The organism is Dolichospermum heterosporum TAC447 (assembly GCF_024584745.1).
In the GTDB taxonomy this organism is placed as follows: Bacteria; Cyanobacteriota; Cyanobacteriia; order Cyanobacteriales; family Nostocaceae; genus Dolichospermum; species Dolichospermum heterosporum.
This window is the reverse complement of the sequence record NZ_CP099464.1, coordinates 1,796,784-1,812,919: the sequence shown is the minus strand read 5'-3', so window position 1 is coordinate 1,812,919 and position 16,136 is coordinate 1,796,784. Positions and strand designations below refer to the sequence as shown.

The following is a 16,136-nucleotide window of genomic DNA, read 5'->3' as shown; positions in this document are numbered from 1 at the left end:
GTTCCTACAAAATCCTAATTATTGAATTAGTTTTGTATCACTATCTTGAGAATAAATGTCTAATTTATTTATTTCAGATAAGAGACTTCCAAGAAATAAATTATCCTAAGAAACGAACCACAGAGGCACAGAGTACACAGAGAGAGAATTTCTGCATCAGTTTTGGGACATTTTTTTATTTGGAAGTCTCTAAGGTTTTAAATTGTTCCTCACTAATACGTCCTGCTGCATATAAAGTTTCTGTGATTTCAGAGATTGTTAAAACTGCGTGTGCTTGATAACCATTTTCTCGCAATCTGTCTTTTACACCTTGTTCATGGTCCATAAATACTACAATATCATTGACATTTAATCCTGCATATTTTAACTTTTCTGCTCCTTCCATTACGCTTTTACCACTGATTAGAATATCGTCAACAACGACAACAACTTCTCCAGGATTAAAATTACCTTCTATTACCTTGCGGGTTCCGTGTGCTTTTACTTCTTTGCGGGGAAAAATCATCGGGGAATTTAGATGTAATGATAATCCAGTAGCAGTAGGTAAAGAACCATAAGGAATACCGGCTATTCTATCATAAGTTAGGTCTTTAAGAATCTCTGCATAAGCAATTACTATCTGATGAAATATTTGGGGATTGGAAATGATTTTACGGAGGTCTATATAATAGGGAAACGTAGCTCCAGAAGCTTGGACAAATTCACCAAACATGATACAACCAATGTCATAAAGTTGTAGAATTAAATCTAAAAGCGGGTGTTTATTTAACAAACAAACATCAGGAAACCAGACGGAACAAGTGGAGTTTTCTTGGGAAATTTCAGTTCTGAGATCATTAATTTCCGCCCTTAAAGATTGCAGTTGTGTAGATAGATTTTCACTTCCTAACATATCTTGAGAAACGGGAAGAAGTAACCCATCACCATTATAATTTAATCCCGCTGATAGCAAGTTTTTAAGATTACCACCTTCAGACCAGATGCTGCGGGCTAAAATTACTCTTTCTGGTGCTTCTTTGCGAATTTTTGCTAAAATATTTGGCTGAATAGTTCCTACTTCTAAACCTAGTTGTTCAGGTGTTCCCCAGTTTTTTGCTTCTTTAACTACTTGTAAATAAAAAGGGGATTCCGCTGTAGGATATTGCTGTAAAATTGCCGCACCTGGATTAGAAGTTGTACACAAAATAAAAACGGCTTTATCGGGATAAACTAAAAAGGGTGCTACGTGATCTTGTCCTGCATAAGGACTCAATGTAATCGCATCAATCTGCCATTCTTCAAAAACAGTTTTAGCGAAAATTGTGCTAGTATTAAGATCGCTATGTTTGGCATCTAATATAATCGGAATATGGGCAGGAATAGCTTTTAAAGTTTTTTCTAATAATTCCCATCCTGGAATACCTAAAGCTGCGTAAAATCCCAGAGTTGGTTTATAGGCACATACTAAATCACTGGTTTGGGAAATAGTAAATTCTAACCAATTCCACAGACCATCAATCATACTTTTGGGATGTGATTTCTGGCAATATCGCTCAGGGAGCATTTCTGGATTAGGATCTAGTCCTACAAATAGTAAACTCTGATTTTTGGCGATCGCCCCATTCAATTTATCGTAAAATTTCATAAGTTCTCCTAGCAATATTTTAACTTTAAGGCACTTACTAAAATACTAACTCGCTTTCTCTACTATTATATCATTAATGGTAACACGATTATCCGTATATGCGTTAATCTGAGGTAAATGTGGTCATTCCCTCCCATTCTGCCAAGATTTTAGCACTAATTCCCGGTACTTTATCTACATCTTGTAAAGAAGTAAATTTTTGCTGTTGACGGGCTATAATTATTCTTTCGGCTAACTTTTCACCCACACCAGGAAGAGTTTCTAATTCTGCTTGACTTGCTGTATTGAGATTAATTTTAGTGGTAATTGGATTTACGAAAGATGATGGTTGTTTAATTTGAGGACATTTTTTAACTTCTGCATCTATTTTAGATTTAATATTTGCTGGTAAACCGGGTTTTATTTTACCATAAAGTCGGTTAAATTCCCGTTGGTAATGTGCTGCAACTGTTGGATTTTCAATCACTATTAATGTTTCATCATTGCCATTATTTGCTGCTTCTGACCAATTATGTGAACCTGTAATTACGGTTTGGTTATCAATGACTGCAAATTTATCGTGTAATAAATCTCCCTTGGCTAAAATTGGGACTCCAACGGTAGAAATGGGATTTTTCCAAGGACGGTTATCAACTTCATATTTACAGTTATGACTTAAAGCAAATCCCATCATATCTAACGCTTCACTGTAGGGACGATAAGCAAATTGTGGTGCAATTAAAGCCCGAACTTGGACATTTTGATGATGACGTTCTTCGAGAATATTGGCAAGTTGTTGATCTGAAAATACAAATAATGCTAAATCTACGGTTTTCGTACTTGCAGATAAGGTTTTGGCAATTAACCCATTACTGGAATTACTCCAAGGTTCAGTAGGAGATGTTGGAGAAAAATGAATTGTAATTTTGCTATTCCCTAATGTAATTGTTTGTGGGTTACGAACAGGTTTTGTAACTCCAAATTTACTATCTGGTTTTCCTCCTACTCCGTCACCCCAGATAATATTAAATTCTTCTGTGAGTAGGGTTGCTAATTCAGAACTATCAATTTTTAATAAATTATTGGTATTCCCTAAACTGCTAGGATCGGTAAAATCTCCAAATGTATCACTGAGGGTAAAATTGGCAGAAGTAATAATTACAAAACGATCATCAACAATCACAAATTTATGGTGCATTAAACTACTACCCTTTGAACCATCAGCAGTATCATCTAGCCAAGGAATTTGGGCATTTTGGATAATAGCTAAACCATCCCGTTGACTAATTTCCTCTGGTGTGATTTGATTATCTTGATTGATATCCACAAATTTCCGAAATTCGTTATATCGTTCCTGTTCTCTTTTTTCTAACTTCGCTATTTCTGTGGAAGTAAAACTACTCCAAGGACGAGAATAATTACTTTCTAAAATTAACCTAATCTTTACGCCAGATTTTTGTTTTTGTGCTAATATTTGGGCAATTCTTGGTAAACGCAATTCTTGGACAGCTATATCCACAGTAGATTTAGCTTGGGAAATAGTGTCAACAATCTGCTTTTCTAAATCATCCCCTAACCGGGTTTGCTGACGATAGGTTTCTTGATATTCTGAAGATTGGGAATTATTGAAGTAAACTTGAATTAAAGAATCTTGGGGTAATGGTGCTAAACGCTGGTTTGATGATTGAACCTGTTGACAACTACCCAAGGTGAATAGCAATAAAAAGATATAAGGAAAATAACGGATTTGTGGGAAAATAAACACAGTAATCTGATCAAAGTAAATTACAGGGATTTTAATGTATTTATATCACACCCTGAATTAATTTCTTCCTTTGCGCCTTTGCGCCTTTGCGTGAAACTCTTACCTAAAAATAGCAATACGTAATTATTATTTATTAATTTTTATGCAAGTATATCTAGATTACAGTGCAACTACTCCCACTCGTCCAGAAGCGATCGCAATTATCCAAACAATCCTAACACAACAGTGGGGTAATCCTTCCAGTTTACATGAATGGGGCAACCGTGCAGCTTTGGTTGTGGAAACAGCGAGAATGCAAGTAGCAGGATTAATTAATGCTGTTCCTGAATCTATGATTTTCACTTCTGGGGGAACGGAAGCAGATAATTTAGCAATTATGGGGGTGGCGCGGTGTTACACTATCCCCCAACACATTATCATTTCTAGTGTAGAACATTCCGCCATTTCTGAACCGGCGAAAATGTTAGAAAATTGGGGTTGGGAAGTTACCCGTTTGGGTGTAAATCATCAAGGAAGAGTTAACCCCGAAGATCTAACCGCAGCTTTGCGAGATAACACCGTGTTGGTATCTGTGATTTATGGACAAAGTGAAATAGGAACAGTTCAACCAATTGTAGAATTGGGGAAAATCACAAAAACACACGGCGCTTTATTTCACACAGATGCAGTGCAGGTTGCTGGACGTTTATCGCTAGATGTGCAGACATTACCTGTAGATTTATTGAGTCTATCCAGTCATAAAATCTATGGCGGTTTGGGTGCAGGGGCGTTATATGTGCGTCCTGGAGTGGAATTAATGCCGCTACTGGGTGGGGGTGGACAGGAGAACGGACTGCGTTCAGGGACGCAAGCAACGCCCGCTATTGCTGGATTTGGAGTAGCTGCGGAGTTAGCAGCACAGGAATTAGAGACGGAAAGCGAGAGATTGATCCTATTGCGCGATCGCCTCTTTGCCATTTTAGCAGATGTTCCGGGTTTAATACCCACAGGTGACAAAATTCATCGTTTACCCCATCATCTCAGCTTTTATTTAGAAGCAGCCGACGGAGAAAAAATCAGCGGTAAAACCTTAGTAAGACAGTTAAATTTAGGTGGAATTGGTATTAGTGCTGGTGCGGCTTGCAATAGTGGCAAATTAAGCCCTAGTCCCATTTTATTAGCAATGGGATATTCTCAAAAAGCGGCTTTGTGTGGAATTAGATTAACTTTAGGAAAACAGACAACAGCAGCGGATATTGATTGGACTGGGATAGTTGTGAAACAGATTTTGCAGAGATTAATCCCCAGTTAATTTTTGGAAATTAGATGTCTTAATTATTTGTATTGATAATATAACGAATAGGTGATAGTAAGTAATTACCAATCACCAATTACCAATTACCAGTTGACAATTAAACACCTAATAATTTGTAGATAATGTTATTGACAAGAGTAAGCGCAAAAGCACCTAAAATTGCACTCCAAATGCCAAAACGTAACCGGAAACCATCTACTAACCAAGCCGCAATACTAAAACAAGCAACAGCAATCATGAAAGTGAAGATACCAGATAATAAGTCAAAGGTGGCTAAATTTGGTATCACAAACAAAAATTTGAGAACTGGCTTCACTAATGCTGTAATAATACCTAAAACTGCGGCAGAAAAAATTGCCTTTTCAGGAGAATCAATTTCCACTCCTAAAGGTAATTTACTAATAATCCACAAACTAACAGCCGTGACTAACCAAACAATTAACAGCGTCGTAATATCCATTACCAGAACCCCTGAAACGTGAATGTTGATATGACGATAAATTACCTGGTTGACTTGGTTTCTTGATCTAAAAATCTTTGTAGCTTAACCAATTATTTATAAATTAGCAGCATTTTTGATGAGAACTGAAATTTATTCTAGATATCTTTAGGTTTACTATAAACCACCAGATCCCCGACTTCTCTAAGAAGTCGGGGATCTGACTTTTGCACGGAATTCTTTGTCTTTTATTTACCACCGTAGAAAAAAGCAATTTCCTTTTCTTTTAAAGGTGCAAAACCAGCTTCAACCAGCTTTTGATCAAGTTCAGCTTGGGGGATATGTTTAGCACCAATCCGAACAATGCGAGAACGCATGGTATTGGATACACCGCTGCGTTGTCTGCCTGATTCTAAACCCATAACTTGTTCATATAGGTCTAATTTAACTATGGGAATAGGAGAACCATCAAAATCAATTCCACTTGATATCGCTCTATCAATAGCATCAGCACCCGTGGTATTTTCAGTAGTCATGGTAACGTATTTTCAGAGATGTTGAAATATTTTACCAGGGAATAGGGAACAGGGACGGTTCAGCTAGAATAAATTTTTCCGCTAGTTCTGCTATATGATTAACTTATCGCTTGATTAATTTACATTTAAAATAATTAAACGGCGTAAAGGAGGTGTAATGATCATGCAGGCTATTTTTTGGACCATAGAAGAAGTTGCTCAAAGGGCTAAACAATTTTACGAAAATGGCATTCGTCAACAAGTGGAATGTGATGATCACATTGGCAAAATGATTGTAATTGATGCGGAAACCGGCGAATACGGAATTGATAAAACTGGCGTAGAAACTGCATTAAAGTTAAAGCAAAAGAAACCAAATGCCAGATTATTTACGATGCGGATTGGTTATGATGTTGCTGTCAGCTTTGGGGGAGCGATTGAGCGTACTGTCAAATGATTTACGGAAGATTGATTGATAGCAAAGCGATTGTGCCAGTAATTTTCCGTTTACCGACACAACGAGATTTTTCTATTAATTTTATTATTGATACTGGATTCAACGACCATCTTACCTTACCACCACAAGCCGTCAGCGCGATGAATCTGCCGTTATATTCCACTACGCTTGCTAGATTAGCCGATGGTAGGGAGACGTTGTTATCTATACATTTAGCAACAATTGTTTGGGACAATCGAGAAAAAGTAGTTCCTATTTTAGTTTCGTTAGAACAAATCCCACCCTTGATTTCATAGATTCAGGATGAGGGTCGATCTGCTTGCAGCAGTGCTTCACTATCGCACTTTAAGCTGTTTTGGCGATCTCTGCTAGTTTGATTAGTCCTTTAGTTGTCAAATCTTCATCAATGGCGTACCAATGAATACCATAACCAGAGGTCGAAATACGATACATTTTGCGCTCCATATCTGTTGCTTGAGCAAGTCGCTTAGATGCTTGAATAATTGGGATTTGATAAGTTTTTCCATCTACTGATAGAATCATCAACTCTCCATTAAAGTCAATATTTGATATGTTGTATTGCTTATCCATTTTGCCAATTCCTAAATGTTTGCCATTCATCTACTATTTCATCAAAGTTTTGCAAGATGATCTTCTTGACTTCCCGCGTGTCTCGTGATGACATTTGATATGAATAAGCCTCACGAATCTCGTACAGATCGATGTCTAGCCAATATTTACATTCACTGTCTCCTTTCTGCACATGAATATGAATCGGCTCATTTCCCTCGTCTGAATAAAAGAAAAATCGCCATCCCCTTATATATAGAACTGTTGGCATTTGCTTTCACCTCACCACATTTTAGCATATTGTCTTAATACTAAAATTAGTGTAACTGAGCGATCGCATCTATAATACTTTTATTTTAGTGGTAGAAAACTTTATTTGTTGGGTTACAAGATTACCCGGTAAGCGTAAAGCTCAGTGTCTTTAGACCTGAGATATAAGCGACACGGGCGAATTTATTCGCCTGATTCATTGACTTGTAACAGCAGATGTGATATAATTTTAACAACATTAGAATTTAAGTATAACTAAACGACGTAAAAACTTAACTTATTTGGTTGAGTGCGTAGTCATGCCTAACGGTATTGCAGTTTAGGAAAGCTAAATTTGGTGAAAAATGAAATGCAAAGATCGAGTACGGTAGGGCATACCGGAATTAACGCTTTAGGAGAATCGACCTCTGTTTTTGTTGGAGTAATCCAGCAATTGTAAGTTGGCTCATTGATTAAAGAATCTCAGTGTCTTTAGACCTGAGAGTGTCAAGCTATCCCTAACCCACCGAATTTAATCATAAAAGTGGTGCGTTACTTCGTTAACACACCCTACAGGATCAGGCGATCGCACTGCTATTTTTTTACCAGTTTTTTCAGCAGCTAAAATTCTCTCTGCTGTTAAGTCTATGTAAAAATCAATATCCTCAACTTGAATAAATAGATGCTCGTCAGTAATTGTCCATCCATCTTTTGTCAGGGCTGTTTTAACTGTATTATGAAATAAATCTTTAGCTGGCATACATAAATTAAACTTATTTAACCACTGTTAATAGCATAATATCTCAGATGAAAGGTTCAAAAGGCAATTAAAGATTTAGAAACATAAATTATAGTAACAAAACCCAGTTTATACCAAATTAAGTTGATTGATTGGTGAGGAAACAAGGGAAAGGCTATCAACCACGACAAAAACGTAGGGTGCGTTAGCGACAGCGTAACGCACCGAATTTAATCATAAGAGTCGTGCGTTAATGAAATGCAACGAACCCTACAGGATCAGGCGATCGCACTATATAATACTATTAAAATTGAAGTAAGTAGTAGGTAAACAGGAAAATTTAAAGGTATGTAACGGTATGTAAAGTTGTCTCAATGCGATATTCTGATTGAGTTTCAGCCATTTTACAAAACGCAATACCCCTCATTTTTATTTTGTTTACCTACTTAATCCACAACCAAGCTTTTCAAAGGGGTGCTAATTAATAAAATAAGTAGAAAAGCACAAAAAAAACAAAATATGTAACAAAAAGTAAAAATTATCAAAACCTATTCCCTATTCCCTTGTCATAAAGACAATTTTTAACGCCAACTTACTTAACATGGATTTAAAATTATATCAGGCAATTGAAATTGCTAACCAAGCTGTTTTGACAAAATTTTATAGATCATTAACTGATGTAGAAATAATTGTCATTAAGGGAGCTTGGGAACGACAAGAATATAGTCAAATAGCGAGCAAACACAATTACACAACCAGTTATCTTAGTCAAGATATTGCACCCAAACTTTGGAAATTATTGACAGAAGCTATAGGAGAGAAAGTTAAAAAAAGTAATTTTAAAGAAGCCCTAAAACGATATTGGGAAAAGCAATGTTGGAATAGGCAATTTACAGATAAATATTACTTACTCAGCCAAGCTAAACACAGCTTACCAAATACAAAATTATATATAGATCGCTATTTTCTCGAATTTATTTGCTATGAAAATCTCTTGCAACCTGGTTCTTTAATTTGGTTAAAAGCACCTAGATTAATGGGCAAAACTTCCTTAATGGAGCGGGTATTACTGAAGTTATCCAAAGAAGACTATCGCATAGTTAGTTTAAGTTTAGATATGGCAGATAAGAAAACTCACTTTGGAAACTTGAATAAATTTCTACGCTGGTTTTGTCTGAATCTCAGTCGAGAACTCAACCTACCCAATCGCTTAGATGACTATTGGGATGAAGAAGGGATGGGTGCTAAAATAAGTTGTACAACTTATTTAGAAACATATTTATTAGCAGCAAATGATAGTCCTTTAGTTTTATATATAGATGATGTAGATGTGCTTTTTTCCTATCCTGAACTTTATGAAGAATTTTTTGGATTGTTGCGTTCTTGGTATGAGAAAGCTAGAAACCGTTCCCACTGGAAAAAACTCCGGTTAGCGATCGCCTATTCTACGGACATTTATATGCACGCAAATACTAATCAATTGCCTTTAAGTATAGGATTAATCATAGAATTACCAGAATTAACTAAAGAGGAAGTTCAGATATTTGCCCAACAATATGGATTAGTACAAGATTCATTTTTAGTAGACCCCTTAATACAATTAGTAGGTGGTCATCCTTATTTGTTGAAATTGGCATTTTGTCACCTCAAAAATTATCCAGATATCACCCTACACAAGTTGTTATCAGAAGCCTCTACGAATGCAGGTATTTATCGTCATTATTTACGGGAACACTGGTTGAAGTTGCAACAGCAACCAAAACTGATCACAGCATTGCAAACAGTGATTAATTCTCCTCAACCAGTGCGATTGGAAATAATATCAGCTTATCATTTGAAAAATATGGGTTTGGTAAAGCTTACGGGTAATGAAGTCGAGCCGCGTTGTCAACTATATCGGAATTATTTTGGGGATGTAATGAGGAGTTAGATAAATAAACTCTTATTTGCTATTTTTGATGATTAGCTTGCTTATCTTCTAAACGTTGGAATAATTTACTTACAGGGGATTCAAACTCTATATTTCGTTTTTTCATAGACCCAATAGTGGGAATTGGAAAATTGATCACAAAATTGCCCAATTGCATACCCAATGGTCTTAAATGTCCACCTTTTAAATTTTCTCTAAAACCTTTAGGTGGTTTTTTAAACTTATCTTCAAACCATTCACAAGTTGTTGAAGCAAGTTTATCCTTTTGGAACGAATTTAAACCCATGAGATTAAATAAATCACCTTCTTTAATTAAGGCATAGGTTTCATCTGGGGTTGGTTTGACATTCACACCTAAGCTAATAACTATACCTGCTAAAGGTTGGGGGATAGCACTCTCAAGACCTGTATTTACAGGAGCTAATAGTAAAGAGGGTTGATTCTTAATAAAGATGCTAGTGATTTTAATGTTATCTTGCAATTGGTCGAAATTGGCCTCTCGCTTAATGTAATATTTAATTAATCGTTCAGCCTCTTTACGCTTTATTTCTAAATCATTAATCAGAATTAAGAGGTCTGTAAATATACTTTCAATCTTGTCATTAATCTTTTCTTGAGAATCTTTCGTATCTACTGATCTAACTATAGAATCAATAAACTTTCTCAATTTTTCGATATTATGAGAATACTTAGAATCACTAGGTTCACCAACCAGAGGTAAGGCACTAAATGCTTCCAAAAGCGCAATATATTTACAACCAATACTATGACCTAGCCAGGAAAAGTTTTGGTCACTCAAATAGGGTTCATATTCATAGCCAGCAAATATTGCTCTTCTGACAAGTTCCGGCATAATTTCATACTGTTCTCTGATTAAAAAGCCAGCCTCAGCATAATGGTCAAAGGTAAAATTGAATGGTAAAATTACAATCGTATAACCATCATTAAATAATCGTTGCAGTAGAGAACGATAAAAAAGCATTGGCCAAAATGTGCCAAAAAAAGCCCCACCAACAAATTGAATTACTCCTTGAGGTTTTGGGTGTAAAGCTACCCAGCTATGGGAAACAGGTTGAAATTTCATGGGTTTAATTTATACGATTTGATTGTCTTTAAAAAAGCGCATCCTAACTCAAGATATGCAGTTTTGTATCCATATTAGTCGGATAGATGATTATAAGAAGGGGGTTCAAGCCCCTTCCTATTTGAAATTTACTAGATGATAAATTGTTTTACTTCACACTAACGTCGAGGAGTGAGAGTCTTTCTGGCATTGACAAGATAGATGAATTCTCCAACTCTAGGGGAGAATTCAAATGGTGATTGCCTTGCTGGTTGTTGTAATTGAGGGGGAAGTAAAGAGAATATTCGACTGAAATCAGTTGTAACTTTTTCAGTAGCACCTGAAACTAAGAAACAAGCTGAGTTGGTTTTTTTCTTGCCAGTATCTTGGTCATAGAAAAGTTGTGAAAATGCCTTGATGGTCAAATTATCTGAAGGAGAAACATAGACCAAGTATCCCTTTGCATCTAATTCATTAGCCTTTGATTCTGCTGCTCCTACATTATCAAAGAAAGCAATTGCAGTTTCTTTAATGTTCAGAGGGCATTGACTGGAAGGCCTTCCAGCTACCACAGTGTATATTCTGTCATCACGAGCAGCAATAGTGAAAAGTGTGTTAGTTCGAGGAGTTACAGCAGTTGCACCTTGGAAATCAAACCAACCTTCAGTAAATGAGCCATTAATTCCGTTGTTCTTTCGACCTTGTTCGAGGACTTGTTGATAAGCTGCTGGAAAATCGCTTAAATTTTCAGGCAACATCGCACTTAGGTCTGGGTTGGGAATAGCTACATCATATTTCAGTATATTACCATCTACGTCCACCCCCGCTGCCTGTTGTGCTGGAGTGACGTAAAGGGTGGTTATCCCACGAGATGGAGGCTGAGGAGCTTGTTGAGCGAAAGCAGGATTTACCCCACCTAGACACACAACAAAGCTAAGGATAGCAGCCAAAAAGGAAGTTAACTTTCTCATAAAGTATCCTGAATCTTCTCTAGTTCTTGAAGTTTTTTCAGTGAAGTGGTTTGTCCCACACCCTCAGATGATACCTACTTTGGTAATTCAAAAAGTCAGGTAAATTCAGGACTTTTATCGCTGATAATTCAGGTAAATTCAGGTAAATTCAAACACCCTCTAAATTATTGTTATAATTTGTTCATTGTCATCCTACAATAAACCTTATAAAACACGAGGACATCATGACCTTTACCGCAGATCCTCCCTATACACAAACCAGCCTCCCAGATCATACTCAACTACCAGAATCTAACAGACAATTTGTAAAAAATTTCCAGGAACATCCTCAAAGCATTCTACTAACTCAATCTATCATTCCAGTATTACAAAAACTCCACGCTGATGGACAATATGCTATAGGTCAAAATAGCGGTATTTATTGGCGGATAACTGAACCACCAGAACGAGGTGCAGAAGCTCCCGATTGGTTTTATGTTCCTCATGTGCCACCATTATTAAATGGTAAAGTCCGACGTTCTTATGTGCTTTGGCAAGAATTTATTGCCCCATTAATTGCTTTAGAATTTGTATCAGGAAATGGCACAGAAGAAAGAGATAAAACACCTTGGCAGGGGAAATTCTGGATTTATGAACAAGTGATTAAACCTGCCTTTTATGGCATTTACGAAGTTAATAAAGCTAGTGTGGAAGTATATCATCTCATGGAAGGACAATATCATTTATTGCCACCAAATAAACGAGGTCATTATCCGATTACACCTATGGGAGTAGAATTAGGTATTTGGCAAGGAACATATCAAAATATGGAGTTACCTTGGCTGCGTTGGTGGGATTTAGATGGTAATTTATTACTTGATGGTCATGAAACAGCCGAATATGAACGCCAACGGGCTGAATATGAACGCCAACAGGCTGAATATGAAAAGGAAAAAAGCGATTCCTACGGAGCGCTTCGCTATCGCCTCATCGCCCAATTACGCGCTTTAGGAGTAGAACCAGAAGTGTAGAAAAAACCATATCTCCAATTACCAATCACTAGATTTGCGTGTAATCAACCCACCCACAAATGCCCCTAAAATTGTCCCTGTCCACAGTCCCGCAGTGCTGCCTTGCCAACTTGCACCCGGAGTCACTAAAGCACTACACATTTGTTTAAATCCCCAAGCCTGGTTTTGACACTTTTGGCTATGTTGCATGACGGTGATTTGTCCACCTATTAAAGCAGTAAAAAAACCGGAAGAAAGTGCCAAAAAGGTACAAATAAGAATGTGTTTTTTGATCATATTAATTAGGGAACAGGGAACAGGGAACAGACAGATATTTATTTATTAAACATCTTATTGGATTTTCACCCATTACCCATTACCCATTACCCATTACCCATTACCCATTACCCATTACCCATTACCCATTACCCATTACCCATTATCAACCTGTATTTCTCATGCCGGCAGCAATTCCGTTGATGGTTAATAATGCCCCTCGCAGTAATTCTCCTTTGCTATAACGAGAGTGAATTACCCCGGTTGTGGGCGCATTTTTCGATTGACGGAGGCGTTTGAGAAGGGAAACTTGAATAAATCCTAAAGGCACAATTGTCCCATTTCTTAATTGTACAGAACGTTGTAATACTGGATCACCATCTAATAGTTTTTGGTGTCCAGTGATTTTTAAGACTAAATCTCTAGTCAGAAAGAATTCGCTAGAAATTTGCTCGAAAACTTTCTCGAATCGCTGTTTGTCTTCAGGATTAGACAATTCATCAACATAGTGACGTGCCATTTCCATGTCTACTTTTGCTAAAGTCATTTCGGCTTTAGAAATCACCATTTTAAAGAATGGCCATTTGAGATAAAAATAGCGGAGTAATTTCAAATGTTGTTCTGGTTCTGCGTCCAGAAATTCCTGTAAAGCTGTACCAATTCCATACCAAGAAGGTAATAAAAAGCGGGTTTGTGTCCAACTAAATACCCAAGGAATAGCTCGCAAACTACTTAAATCTTTTTTACCAGATGGACGACGGGCTGGACGAGAACTAATTTGCAATTGGCTGATTTCTTCAATGGGGGTGACTTGGTGGAAGAAGTCAATAAAATCAGGTTGCTCATAAATTAGGTTACGATAGTGTTGACGGGACGCATGAGATAATTCTTCCATGATCTCATTCCAAGGTTCGATGTCATCAAACCCTGTTCCTAGTAAACTGGCTTGAATTACCGCTGTAGTGATGGTTTCCAGATGATACAAAGCCAAATCTAACAAGGAATATTTAGAAGCTAAGACTTCCCCTTGTTCGGTAATTTTAATTCGTCCACTAATACTGTGACCTGGTTGGGCTAAAATTGCTTCATGAGCAGGTCCGCCACCACGTCCCACAGAACCGCCTCGTCCGTGGAAAATCCGCAGATTTACACCGTAACTTTCGGCGATTTTCTGAAGTGATTTTTGAGCTTTATGAATTTCCCAGTTACTGCTTAAAAAACCAGAATCTTTATTACTATCGGAATACCCCAACATTACTTCTTGTAAGTTAGGATTCAAAGTAGAAATAGATGGAGATGCTTGTTCTTCACTGGGCGAAGTTGAAGTGTTAATTGCGGCATAACCTCCAGCCAGCATTGCCCGATATAAAGGCAATTCAAACAGTTGTCGCATTACGCCTCTAGAACGTTGTAAATCTTCTACGGTTTCAAACAGAGGAACGATGCGAATTGTCCCGACTGCAACTACAGGATCAAATAAACTGGATTCTTTGGCTAGGAGTAAAACCTCTAGTACGTCGCTGACTTCGCGGCACATACTAATAATATAAGTTTGGCAGATTTTAATGCCAAATTCTTGTTGTAGCGATCGCAAAATTCGGAAAGTTTCAATTACATCATTGGTTTTTTCCGAAAATGGTAACTCAGCGGGAATCAAGGGACGACGAGTTTGCAATTCTGAAGTTAACCAAGCGATTCTCTGTTCTTCTGATAATTCGTTGTAGGACTGGGGTAACAGTTGCAAATATTCCAGAATCTCGTTTAACGCGTCAGCATGACGGGATGATTCTTGCCGAATATCTAATTGAGTCAGATTAAAATCAAATATTTCCACTTGACAAATCAGGTTTTCCAACTCTCGACAACTTAAACCTGTTTCCGTCAAGTTGTGTTGAATTAACAACAACTCTGTTAAGAATTCTGCACCCGAACGGTACATAGGTGCATCTTCATTGTTTGGGGTTTCCCGATTATATAAAGCCAAATTGCGATCGCGGGTATTTTCCAAACGCTTGAGAATGTAAGATAACTTCAGACGATAAGGTTCTTGGCGGAAACGCAATGCTAAATCATCATACACCCCACTCAACTGTGATTGATCCAACTCCAAAGACTCTAGCAAATCTGGTAGTACATCACTCCAGTGCATAGATACACTCAATAAAGACACTAACTCTTTAACTGACTTAATATACCGCTCTAACACCATTTTTCGTTGATAACAAGCGGTTTTCCAAGTTACTTCCGGTGTCACCGAAGGATTACCATCTCGGTCTGAACCTACCCAAGAACCAAAAGAGCAAAAATTTGTCGTTGGTGGTTGTAACCAGGGAAAAGTTTCTCCCAAAGAATATTTGAAGCGTTTGTATAGTTGCGTAATACCATCAAACAACACTTCCTGAAAGTAGTGAAGAGCATAATCTACTTCATCCAAAACCGTTGGTTTAAACTGATGCAATTCGTCAGTTCGCCACCACAGGCGAATTTCTTCCAGTAATCTTTCCTTGACTTCCAAGGTTTCCCAAGGATAGCTACCAGCGCGACTTTGCGCTTCATCTAATTTTTGTAAAAGATGAACCACCTGACGCTGTTTATCCCGGATAGTATGACGGACAATTTCCGTCGGGTGTGCAGTGAAAACTAAACGGATATCCAGTTGAGAAATTAGACGTTGAATTTGTTGGGGTGGAACATTCAACTTAAACAACAGGGGAAATAAAGCCGCGAAAGTCCCTTTTTGCGGAGTTTCCGATGTCATTAAATCACTACCTATTTCCTTAGTAATAGGCAATTCTTCTTCTCTTTGGTTCGTAGAATAAATTATACTGGGAAAAACCTCCTCATCAGTTTCTCCACTATAGCGGTTTAATTGCTGCTTTTGCTCATATTCCTGCTCAATAATATTAATCAACTGAAAATACAACGCAAAGGCACGCGCCGCACGAATCGCTTCATTGATATTCAATTGTTCAATTAATTCTACAGCCGAGGCAGCTAAGTCATTCGTGGCTTGTCCCTCTGGAGAACATAAGTCCCGCAATTGGCGCAAAAGATCCACCATTTCTTGACCGCATTCTTGACGCAGCACCGACTCCCACAATTCCTCTACTACCTGTAGACGATGACGTAAGAATAATTCTGAGTGTAGCACTGGAAAATCAATATGTTCAGCTTTCATACTTTTCATCATACTCTTAAGATACTCAAAACATCTAACCTACCTTTTTGAGCATCCAATATCAAGCTGTTAGCTTTTTTTTAGGAGCTACTCACAGG

Annotated in this window: 16 protein-coding genes; 5 read left to right on the top strand and 11 right to left on the bottom strand. The window is 37.5% G+C overall.

The features are described 5' to 3' along the window. Window positions 1–175: 175 nt before the first annotated feature. Window positions 176–1,624, bottom strand: coding sequence for a bifunctional orotidine-5'-phosphate decarboxylase/orotate phosphoribosyltransferase (locus NG743_RS08220; protein ID WP_193963036.1), 1,449 nt, complete (start codon window positions 1,622–1,624; stop codon window positions 176–178). Window positions 1,625–1,727: 103 nt separating this feature from the next. Then, entirely contained in the window at window positions 1,728–3,368 is a 1,641-nt protein-coding gene (locus NG743_RS08215) for a DUF655 domain-containing protein (protein WP_027404061.1), read from the bottom strand. A 142-nt stretch (window positions 3,369–3,510) separates the two neighbouring features. Here NG743_RS08215 and NG743_RS08210 point away from each other — a divergent pair, with 142 nt between their 5' ends. After that, the gene (locus tag NG743_RS08210) at window positions 3,511–4,659 is read left to right on the top strand and encodes a cysteine desulfurase family protein (RefSeq protein WP_257121837.1); all 1,149 of its coding nucleotides are present in this window, start codon (window positions 3,511–3,513) and stop codon (window positions 4,657–4,659) included. 100 nt (window positions 4,660–4,759) lie between these two features. Here the strand turns inward: NG743_RS08210 and NG743_RS08205 are convergent, their stop codons facing one another. After that, the gene (locus NG743_RS08205) at window positions 4,760–5,122 is read right to left on the bottom strand and encodes a phage holin family protein (RefSeq protein ID WP_027404063.1); all 363 of its coding nucleotides are present in this window, start codon (window positions 5,120–5,122) and stop codon (window positions 4,760–4,762) included. A gap of 227 nt (window positions 5,123–5,349) precedes the next feature. Continuing rightward, entirely contained in the window at window positions 5,350–5,637 is a 288-nt protein-coding gene (locus tag NG743_RS08200) for a small RNA NsiR4-regulated ssr1528 family protein (RefSeq protein ID WP_027404064.1), read from the bottom strand. A 163-nt stretch (window positions 5,638–5,800) separates the two neighbouring features. Here NG743_RS08200 and NG743_RS08195 point away from each other — a divergent pair, with 163 nt between their 5' ends. Both NG743_RS08195 and NG743_RS08190 read left to right on the top strand, forming a co-directional pair. After that, window positions 5,801–6,073, top strand: coding sequence for a hypothetical protein (locus NG743_RS08195; protein ID WP_027404065.1), 273 nt, complete (start codon window positions 5,801–5,803; stop codon window positions 6,071–6,073). Further along, entirely contained in the window at window positions 6,070–6,369 is a 300-nt protein-coding gene (locus tag NG743_RS08190) for a clan AA aspartic protease (protein WP_228043859.1), read from the top strand. The genes NG743_RS08195 and NG743_RS08190 overlap by 4 nt, the downstream gene beginning before the upstream one ends. 49 nt (window positions 6,370–6,418) lie before the next feature. Here the strand turns inward: NG743_RS08190 and NG743_RS08185 are convergent, their stop codons facing one another. The 3 genes from NG743_RS08185 to NG743_RS08175 all read right to left on the bottom strand — a co-directional run bounded on the left by NG743_RS08185 (window position 6,419) and on the right by NG743_RS08175 (window position 7,652). After that, on the bottom strand, window positions 6,419–6,664 hold the full coding sequence (locus NG743_RS08185) for a DUF2442 domain-containing protein (protein ID WP_053539947.1): 246 nt from the start codon (window positions 6,662–6,664) through the stop codon (window positions 6,419–6,421). Further along, a complete protein-coding gene (locus NG743_RS08180) occupies window positions 6,657–6,914 on the bottom strand; it encodes a DUF4160 domain-containing protein (protein ID WP_053539948.1) in 258 nt (85 codons plus the stop codon). The genes NG743_RS08185 and NG743_RS08180 overlap by 8 nt, the downstream gene beginning before the upstream one ends. A gap of 510 nt (window positions 6,915–7,424) precedes the next feature. After that, window positions 7,425–7,652, bottom strand: coding sequence for an element excision factor XisH family protein (locus NG743_RS08175; RefSeq protein ID WP_306459832.1), 228 nt, complete (start codon window positions 7,650–7,652; stop codon window positions 7,425–7,427). A 580-nt stretch (window positions 7,653–8,232) separates the two neighbouring features. On the opposite strand from NG743_RS08175, the gene NG743_RS08170 reads away from it, so the two are divergent. After that, entirely contained in the window at window positions 8,233–9,561 is a 1,329-nt protein-coding gene (locus tag NG743_RS08170; RefSeq protein WP_257121836.1) for an AAA-like domain-containing protein, read from the top strand. Between the two features lie 19 nt (window positions 9,562–9,580). Here the strand turns inward: NG743_RS08170 and NG743_RS08165 are convergent, their stop codons facing one another. Further along, entirely contained in the window at window positions 9,581–10,645 is a 1,065-nt protein-coding gene (locus NG743_RS08165; protein ID WP_257121835.1) for a DUF1350 family protein, read from the bottom strand. Window positions 10,646–10,803: 158 nt separating this feature from the next. After that, complete coding sequence (locus tag NG743_RS08160) at window positions 10,804–11,595, bottom strand: hypothetical protein (RefSeq protein ID WP_257121834.1); 792 nt, start codon at window positions 11,593–11,595, stop codon at window positions 10,804–10,806. Between the two features lie 224 nt (window positions 11,596–11,819). On the opposite strand from NG743_RS08160, the gene NG743_RS08155 reads away from it, so the two are divergent. Next, a complete protein-coding gene (locus NG743_RS08155; RefSeq protein WP_257121833.1) occupies window positions 11,820–12,605 on the top strand; it encodes a Uma2 family endonuclease in 786 nt (261 codons plus the stop codon). Between the two features lie 18 nt (window positions 12,606–12,623). Here NG743_RS08155 and NG743_RS08150 read toward each other — a convergent pair whose 3' ends face one another. Both NG743_RS08150 and ppc read right to left on the bottom strand, forming a co-directional pair. Further along, entirely contained in the window at window positions 12,624–12,881 is a 258-nt protein-coding gene (locus tag NG743_RS08150; protein WP_257121832.1) for a hypothetical protein, read from the bottom strand. Window positions 12,882–13,026: 145 nt separating this feature from the next. Beyond that, on the bottom strand, window positions 13,027–16,047 hold the full coding sequence (ppc, locus tag NG743_RS08145) for a phosphoenolpyruvate carboxylase (RefSeq protein WP_257122130.1): 3,021 nt from the start codon (window positions 16,045–16,047) through the stop codon (window positions 13,027–13,029). Between the last annotated feature and the right edge of the window lie 89 nt (window positions 16,048–16,136).

Bases quoted from the DNA above. Each gene is read 5' to 3' on its own strand.
- NG743_RS08220 (WP_193963036.1), bottom strand. From the start codon at position 1,624: ATGAAATTTTACGATAAATTGAATGGGGCGATCGCCAAAAATCAGAGT.
- NG743_RS08210 (WP_257121837.1), top strand. From the start codon at position 3,511: ATGCAAGTATATCTAGATTACAGTGCAACTACTCCCACTCGTCCAGAA.
- NG743_RS08205 (WP_027404063.1), bottom strand. From the start codon at position 5,122: ATGGATATTACGACGCTGTTAATTGTTTGGTTAGTCACGGCTGTTAGT.
- NG743_RS08200 (WP_027404064.1), bottom strand. From the start codon at position 5,637: ATGACTACTGAAAATACCACGGGTGCTGATGCTATTGATAGAGCGATA.
- NG743_RS08195 (WP_027404065.1), top strand. From the start codon at position 5,801: ATGCAGGCTATTTTTTGGACCATAGAAGAAGTTGCTCAAAGGGCTAAA.
- NG743_RS08190 (WP_228043859.1), top strand. From the start codon at position 6,070: ATGATTTACGGAAGATTGATTGATAGCAAAGCGATTGTGCCAGTAATT.
- NG743_RS08185 (WP_053539947.1), bottom strand. From the start codon at position 6,664: ATGGATAAGCAATACAACATATCAAATATTGACTTTAATGGAGAGTTG.
- NG743_RS08180 (WP_053539948.1), bottom strand. From the start codon at position 6,914: ATGCCAACAGTTCTATATATAAGGGGATGGCGATTTTTCTTTTATTCA.
- NG743_RS08175 (WP_306459832.1), bottom strand. From the start codon at position 7,652: ATGCCAGCTAAAGATTTATTTCATAATACAGTTAAAACAGCCCTGACA.
- NG743_RS08170 (WP_257121836.1), top strand. From the start codon at position 8,233: ATGGATTTAAAATTATATCAGGCAATTGAAATTGCTAACCAAGCTGTT.
- NG743_RS08165 (WP_257121835.1), bottom strand. From the start codon at position 10,645: ATGAAATTTCAACCTGTTTCCCATAGCTGGGTAGCTTTACACCCAAAA.
- NG743_RS08160 (WP_257121834.1), bottom strand. From the start codon at position 11,595: ATGAGAAAGTTAACTTCCTTTTTGGCTGCTATCCTTAGCTTTGTTGTG.
- NG743_RS08155 (WP_257121833.1), top strand. From the start codon at position 11,820: ATGACCTTTACCGCAGATCCTCCCTATACACAAACCAGCCTCCCAGAT.
- NG743_RS08150 (WP_257121832.1), bottom strand. From the start codon at position 12,881: ATGATCAAAAAACACATTCTTATTTGTACCTTTTTGGCACTTTCTTCC.
- ppc (WP_257122130.1), bottom strand. From the start codon at position 16,047: ATGAAAAGTATGAAAGCTGAACATATTGATTTTCCAGTGCTACACTCA.